The sequence below is a fragment of the Rhodococcus sp. CX genome, assembly GCF_015865005.1.
GTDB lineage: Bacteria > Actinomycetota > Actinomycetes > Mycobacteriales > Mycobacteriaceae > Rhodococcus.
The window spans coordinates 1-6,164 of sequence record NZ_JADZGH010000127.1 but is presented as its reverse complement, the minus strand read 5'-3'; the positions used below and the strand labels follow the sequence as shown (position 1 = coordinate 6,164).

The 6,164-nt window shown below is 70.5% G+C and carries 7 protein-coding genes, 1 pseudogene and 1 riboswitch; of the genes and pseudogenes, 6 read left to right on the top strand and 2 right to left on the bottom strand.

Going from position 1 to position 6,164, the window contains the following annotated elements; translation table 11 throughout:
• Together I0Q12_RS32825 and I0Q12_RS13945 are read left to right on the top strand one after the other, a co-directional pair.
• Nucleotides 1-656, top strand: a pseudogene (locus I0Q12_RS32825) (MFS transporter); the annotation flags it as partial.
• Nucleotides 657-658: 2 nt separating this feature from the next.
• Nucleotides 659-1,147 carry a DUF2771 domain-containing protein gene (locus tag I0Q12_RS13945; protein WP_197252491.1) on the top strand — a complete coding sequence of 163 codons (489 nt, stop codon included), beginning with the start codon at nt 659-661 and terminating at the stop codon, nt 1,145-1,147.
• 85 nt (nt 1,148-1,232) lie between these two features.
• On the opposite strand, the gene I0Q12_RS13940 is transcribed toward I0Q12_RS13945, so the two are convergent.
• Nucleotides 1,233-1,646 carry a cold-shock protein gene (locus tag I0Q12_RS13940; protein ID WP_197252490.1) on the bottom strand — a complete coding sequence of 138 codons (414 nt, stop codon included), beginning with the start codon at nt 1,644-1,646 and terminating at the stop codon, nt 1,233-1,235.
• A gap of 149 nt (nt 1,647-1,795) precedes the next feature.
• On the opposite strand from I0Q12_RS13940, the gene I0Q12_RS13935 reads away from it, so the two are divergent.
• The 3 genes from I0Q12_RS13935 (at nt 1,796) to I0Q12_RS13925 (ending at nt 3,471) form a co-directional block, all read left to right on the top strand.
• On the top strand, nt 1,796-2,038 hold the full coding sequence (locus tag I0Q12_RS13935) for a hypothetical protein (RefSeq protein WP_197252488.1): 243 nt from the start codon (nt 1,796-1,798) through the stop codon (nt 2,036-2,038).
• The gene (locus I0Q12_RS13930) at nt 2,035-2,427 is read left to right on the top strand and encodes a YccF domain-containing protein (RefSeq protein ID WP_197252487.1); all 393 of its coding nucleotides are present in this window, start codon (nt 2,035-2,037) and stop codon (nt 2,425-2,427) included. Before I0Q12_RS13935 ends, I0Q12_RS13930 begins: the two co-directional genes overlap by 4 nt.
• Nucleotides 2,428-2,640: 213 nt before the next feature.
• Nucleotides 2,641-2,868: riboswitch (cyclic di-AMP (ydaO/yuaA leader) on the top strand.
• A 6-nt stretch (nt 2,869-2,874) separates the two neighbouring features.
• On the top strand, nt 2,875-3,471 hold the full coding sequence (locus I0Q12_RS13925; protein ID WP_197252486.1) for a transglycosylase family protein: 597 nt from the start codon (nt 2,875-2,877) through the stop codon (nt 3,469-3,471).
• A gap of 94 nt (nt 3,472-3,565) precedes the next feature.
• Here the strand turns inward: I0Q12_RS13925 and I0Q12_RS13920 are convergent, their stop codons facing one another.
• Nucleotides 3,566-3,754, bottom strand: a complete 189-nt coding sequence (locus tag I0Q12_RS13920; RefSeq protein WP_197252485.1) for a hypothetical protein — start codon at nt 3,752-3,754, stop codon at nt 3,566-3,568.
• A 59-nt stretch (nt 3,755-3,813) separates the two neighbouring features.
• Between I0Q12_RS13920 and I0Q12_RS13915 the strand changes: the two genes are divergently transcribed.
• Nucleotides 3,814-6,099, top strand: coding sequence for a helicase-associated domain-containing protein (locus I0Q12_RS13915; protein WP_197252484.1), 2,286 nt, complete (start codon nt 3,814-3,816; stop codon nt 6,097-6,099).
• Nucleotides 6,100-6,164 lie beyond the last annotated feature (65 nt).

Sequence of the window (6,164 nt, the reverse complement as noted above, 5' to 3'; positions counted from 1 at the left end):
GCCGGGCGGTGGTCACCGGACTGTGGGGCAACGGCACGATCCGGGTGCTGACCGGATTCCTGACCCTGTTCATCGCGTTCGTCGCGAAGTCCAAGACCGAGCACGACCCGCTCGTGCAGGCCGCGATGCTGGGCCTGGTCGGCGCGGCCGCGGCGATCGGCAACTTCGCCGGCAACGCGACGGGGGCGCGGCTGGCGCTGGGTCGTCCCGCGCTCATCGTCGTCCGCTGCACCGCGGCGGTGGTGATCGTGTCCGCGATCGTCGCGGCGACGGACAACATCTTCGCGGCCGCCGCCGCGGCGCTGGTCGCGGCGTGTGCGAGCGCCCTGGCGAAGGTGTCGCTGGACGCGTCGCTGCAGCAGGATCTGCCGGAGGAATCGATCGCGTCCGGGTTCGGACGTTCGGAGACGGTGCTCCAGCTGAGCTGGGTGGCCGGCGGCGCGCTGGGGGTCCTGTTGCCGCCCGAATACTGGATCGGCTTCGGTGTCGTCACGGTGGTGCTGGTTCTGGGACTGACCCAGACGATCCTGACCTACCGTGGGAAGACGCTGCTGCCCGGATTGGGCGGTAAACGTCCCGAGCACGCCGACCAAGAGACCGCCGGCCGGCGCACCCCGCGCGCGGCCGGACATTCGAGCAGGAACGGAATCAGATGACGCTGCAGGCCCGGACGAAGAAGATCATCGCGCTGATCGCGGTGGTCGTATTGCTGGCGGCGGGTGGTCTCGCCGCGGTGGTGTGGAAGCTCGTCGACTCGGCCGAACCGCAGCTCCCGACGATCACCGCCTTCGCGCACGGCAAGAGCGTGACGGTCGAGCCGACCCAGCACTGCAACCTCTACCTGGAGGAATGCGTCGAGAATCCGCTGGGCATGCTCGACGTTCCGGCCGGGTTCCCGCTGCAGTTGTCGTTGCCGTCCGAGATCTCCGACGCCCCGTGGCGCCTGATCGTCGTCTACGGCGATCCCAAGACGGGCCAGACGTTCGTGGACGGGCGCCTCTTCGAGCCCGGTGAGCAGCGCGCGGTCACCGTCCCGTCCGATCCGTCGATCCAGCTGCTCGGCGTCGAGATCCAGCTGCCGTCGGCCGTGCAGGACGAGACGGGCACCGCGATCGCCCACGCGGTCTGGGCACTCCAGACCTACTGACCGATCCGTCACACGACCCGATCTTCAACGACGAGGGCCTCCGGTGCATCACCGGAGGCCCTCGTCGTGAGTGCGGTGACGAAAATCAGGAGTCGAGCTCGCGGGCGACGGCGCGCAGCACCTCGGAGATCCGCTGGGCGGCCTTGCGGTCCGGGTACTGGCCGCGCCGCAGGTCCTTCTGGACCGACGCCTCGAGCAGGTTGATCATGTCCTCGATCATGCCGTGCAGTTCGTCGGGGCTGCGCCGCTTCTTGTCCGCGGTGCTCTCGCGGCGACCACCCTTCTGTCGCAGGGTGGGCTGTTCGAGCAGTTTCACGCTCAGTGCCTGCGGGCCGCGGCGGCCGACTGCCATGCCGAACTCGACGCGCTGTCCCGGCTTGAGGGCCTCCACCCCTTCCGGGAGTGCGGACGCCCGGACGTAGACGTCCTCGCCTTCCTCCTGGGACAGGAAGCCGAAGCCTTTTTCGACGTCGTACCACTTCACCTTGCCGCTTGGCACCGCGCTCACCCGCTCCTCGACAGCTGTACCCGTCCGGGCACCTGTGGATATGCAAAACAACGCGCCCCGCAATCGGGTGCGGGACGCGTAGACGGCCGCCAGTGTACCCCGACCCGTGCGAGGGCCACGTACCTGCGCGACCCACTACCGTGGACGACGTGGGTACTTCCGATTCTTCTACGCGTCCGGGCAACGGCCTGCTGAAAGCAGCGCTGGTGTGCTTCGCCGTCGGTATCGTCGCAGTTGTCCTGATTTTCCTGACCCCGGTCGTCACGGACGGCAAACCGGGCCTGGTGCTGTATTCGCTGACCGCGGCCTGGCCGCTGGGCTTCCTGCTGGCAATCGCGTTCGCCCTGCGGTCGGGCCGTCGCGCGCGTGGAGGTGGATCGTGAAGTTCCTGCTCAACGTCATCTGGCTGATCTTCGGCGGACTGTGGCTGGCACTGGGCTACTTCCTCGCCGGCATCATCTGCTGCCTGCTGATCATCACGATCCCGTTCGGCATCGCGGCGTTCCGCATCGGCGTGTATGCGCTGTGGCCGTTCGGCAAGACCGTGGTCGACAAGCCGACGGCCGGGGTCGGTTCGCTGATCGGCAACATCATCTGGGTGATCGTCGCGGGCGTGTGGCTCGCGATCGAACACATCGTGACCGCGGTCGCGATGGCGATCACGATCATCGGGATTCCGCTCGCCATCGCGAACCTGAAGATGATTCCGATCTCACTGATGCCGCTCGGCAAGGACATCGTCTCCGTCCGATCACTCCAGTCACACCTGTGACGTTAGTCACATCACGTCCCGATAACATTCCGGCCTCGAACGCGCCGGGCGCCCGCAGATAGGGCGCTACCTGCGGATTCTCGAGCACTCCCGTCCAGGTCACCTGCTTGCGCGCGAAACATGGCGCGTTATCAATTGGTGACACTCCGCCCCCGGAACCGTTACCTTCGAATCCGGTCGGACTGGTCCGGCCGACCCGGATCCGCCGCGCCAAATCCTGTCCCGCGGAACCGGACCCCCAACGAACGATCCAGGGGACAGGAAACGGGGGACCCACACGGTCTCCCAGGGAGCGGAAGTTCCCAGGAGGCACCCGGGCACGAGCACCAGCAACGGCCCTAGGGGTGAAGCCGAATCGCTCCCAGCGGGAGCGTCGCGGCCGGGCTACCTCTTCAGCCCGAACCCGACAGCTGACCTCGTAGGCGCGTGCGGAGAGGAACCGGAGCAATGAGCGGACGCCATCGCAAGCCCACCAACACCGGCCGTACCGTCGCGAAGTTCGCGCTGACCAGCGCGGTTCTCGGCGTCACCGGCGTCGCATTCAGCGGCACCGCCAACGCAGCCCCCGATTCCGACTGGGACCGCCTCGCGCAGTGCGAGTCCGGCGGCAACTGGGGTATCAACACCGGCAACGGCTACCAGGGCGGCCTGCAGTTCTCGCCGAGCACCTGGAACGCCTACGGCGGCACGCAGTACGCACCGACCGCCCACCAGGCCACCCGCGACCAGCAGATCGCCGTCGCCGAGCGGGTCCTCGAAGGCCAGGGCTGGGGCGCATGGCCGTCCTGCTCCTCGAGCCTCGGCCTGAGCAGCGCACCCACCCAGCGTTCGGCGCCGACCTCCGGCACGCTCGCGGACAAGGTCGAGACGCCGCAGGAGCAGGCCGCCCCCGAGGCCGCGCCGACCCTGCAGGACAGCATCCCGTTCCTCGCGCCGCAGAGCGCCAAGGAAGGCTTCGCCCAGGGCATCGAGGCGCTGCGCGCCGCCGGCATCCCGGTCGATCAGGGCCTGGTCGATCAGGTCACGGCCATCCTGCCGAACTGACACGAACACAGAGAAGGGGCCCCGCACCGGATCGGTGCGGGGCCCCTTCTCTGTGTTCGGAAGCTCTGCGTTCGAGAGCCTGAGGTTCGGAGAATCAGCGGTTGATGACGGTCTGCGGGTGCGTGTACGGGAGGGACTCGACCGGAAGCGGGAACTCGGTCTCCTCACCGTACGGAGAGAGCGGACCCGAACGCGTGGAGGACAACTCGGTGACGGCGAGATCGCCATCGACAAGTTCCGGCCACCCGCGATCAACGTACGTGTTCTTCGAATTGTTCGCCATGCGCTCATTTTGGCAGGTGAGTTCGCAGTGGGCCACCTCAGGTCTCTAATCTGGGTCGAATGACCCCGACCACCTCGTCCGGGCCCGACTCCGGGCCCCCCACCCTCGCCCGGTGGCTGACCGGACGTCGCGACTCCGACCTCGCCGCGCTGCTGCGCGCCCGGCCGGATCTGGTGGTGCCGCCCCCGGCCACGATGACCGTGCTGGCGAACCGCGCCCAGCAGCGGGCGTCGGTGTTCCGGGCCGCCGACGAACTGACCACCGGCGACTTCGGGGTCATCGAGGCGCTCGCCCGGCTCGGGGCCGCAGAGAAGCCCGTCACGCGCCGCGCGCTGCTGGACCGGCTCGCCGGTCGCACCACCGCGAAGAACGTCGATCGCACCCTGGACCGTCTGCGCACCCTGCTGCTCGTGTGGGGTTCCGCCGACGAACTGTCCCTGGTTCCGGCGGCCACCGAGACCGTGCCCTGGCGCATCGCCCGCAGCACTGCCTCCGATCTTCCGGACGACGCCGAGCTCGCGGCGATGATCGACGACCTCGACGCCGCCCGCCGCGGCATCCTCGACACCCTGGCCCGCACCTCCCCCGTCGGCCGGACCAAGGACGCCGCCACGGACACGCCCGCCGACCGGCCGGTGCAGCAGCTGATCGCGTCCGGGCTGCTGATCCGCCTCGACGACGAGACCGTCGAGCTCCCCCATCGGGTGGGCCAGTACATACGGGGTGAGGCACCGTTCGATCCGGCCGCGCTCGCGCCGCCGCCCGCGGCGCCGGCCACGCACACCGTCGCCGACATCAACTCGACCGCCGCGGGTGCCGCCCTCGAACTGCTGCGGCACGCCGAGGAACTGATCGACGCACTCGGTACCGCCCCCGCCCCCGCGCTCAAATCCGGGGGCCTCGGGGTCCGCGAGGTGCGCAGGCTCGCGAAGACCGTCGGCATCGACGAAACCCACGCGGCGCTGCTCGTCGAGGTGCTCGCCGCGGCCGGACTGATCGCGCGGGGCCTGCCGGACCCGCCGCCACCCACCGACGTCGACGACTACTGGGCTCCGACGACCTCCGCCGACGGCTGGATGAAGGCTCCCGCCGGACACCGGTGGGCGGTGCTCGCCGGCGCGTGGCTCGACTCGCCGCGGCGGCCGTGGCTCGTCGGCCGCCGCGACCAGAACGACAAGCCGATCGCCGCGCTGTCCGACGAGGTGCAGTCCCCGCCCGCAGTTCGCGACCGGCGGCTCCTGCTCGAATACCTCGCGGAGACCCCCGGATCGGCGCCCGACGTCGGGCAGATCCGCGCGGCACTGGCCTGGCGTCGGCCGCGGTGGGCGGGGCGGCTCGGGGGTGACGCGGTCGCCGAAACGCTGCGGGAGGCCACCGCGCTCGCCGTCGTCGCGCACGGGTCGATCGCATCCCCGGGCAAGGCACTGCTGCACGGCGGCGACGCCGAAGCCGAGATGGAAGCCGCGCTACCGGAGCCGGTGGACTACGTCCTCGTGCAGGCGGACCTGACCGTGGTCGCACCCGGGCCGCTGGTGCCCGATCTCGCCGCGCGCATCGCGCTCGTCGCCGACGTGGAATCGGCCGGCGCGGCCACGGTGTACCGCATCAGCGAGGCCAGTGTGCGGCGGGCGCTGGATGCCGGCACCGGGGCCGGAGATCTGCACGCGCTGTTCGCGACGCATTCGCGGACCCCGGTGCCGCAGTCCCTGACCTATCTCATCGACGACGTCGCGCGGCGGCACGGACGGCTGCGCACCGGCATCGCGTCGTCGTTCGTGCGGTCCGACGATCCGGCGCTGCTCGCCGAGGTCCTCGCCGCGCCGGTCGCCGCCACCCTGGCGCTGCGCGCGCTGGCACCGACCGTCGCGATCTCCCAGGCTCCGCTGGCCGAGGTGCTGCAGGAACTGCGGGCGGCGGGTTTCGCTCCCGCCGGGGAGGATTCGTCGGGCACGGTCCTCGATCTGCGCCCGCCCGGTGCCCGGCTGGCGGTGCCGCGCACGCGCCCCCGCTACACCGGCCCGGTCCCCCCGACCGCCGAGCAGCTCGACACGCTGGTCCGTACCCTGCGCGCCGGTGACCGGGCCGCGACCACGTCGGCGTCGAAGTCGGTGCAGGCGGACGGAAGCCGGTCCGGCGGTGCCGCCACGATGGCGCTGCTGCAGCTCGCGGTGCGCAGCAAGCGCAGCGTCAACCTGGGGTACGTCGACGCGCAGGGCGTCGCGACCCGGCGCATCGTCGACCCGGTCGCGGTGAGCGGCGGCACGCTCGAAGCGTTCGATCCGGCCGCCGGCACGGTGCGCAGTTTCGTGCTGCACCGGGTCACCTCGGTGGCGCTCGTCGACTGACGGGCACCGACTACCCGGCCCCGGCACCGGCACTCTGCGGAGCCGCCCTGCCGGGTCCGCCACCC

What these genes read in the sequence shown, in the direction of transcription:
- I0Q12_RS13925 (WP_197252486.1), top strand. Translation starts at nt 2,875, where the DNA reads ATGAGCGGACGCCATCGCAAGCCCACCAACACCGGCCGTACCGTCGCG.
- I0Q12_RS13915 (WP_197252484.1), top strand. Translation starts at nt 3,814, where the DNA reads ATGACCCCGACCACCTCGTCCGGGCCCGACTCCGGGCCCCCCACCCTC.
- I0Q12_RS13920 (WP_197252485.1), bottom strand. Translation starts at nt 3,754, where the DNA reads ATGGCGAACAATTCGAAGAACACGTACGTTGATCGCGGGTGGCCGGAA.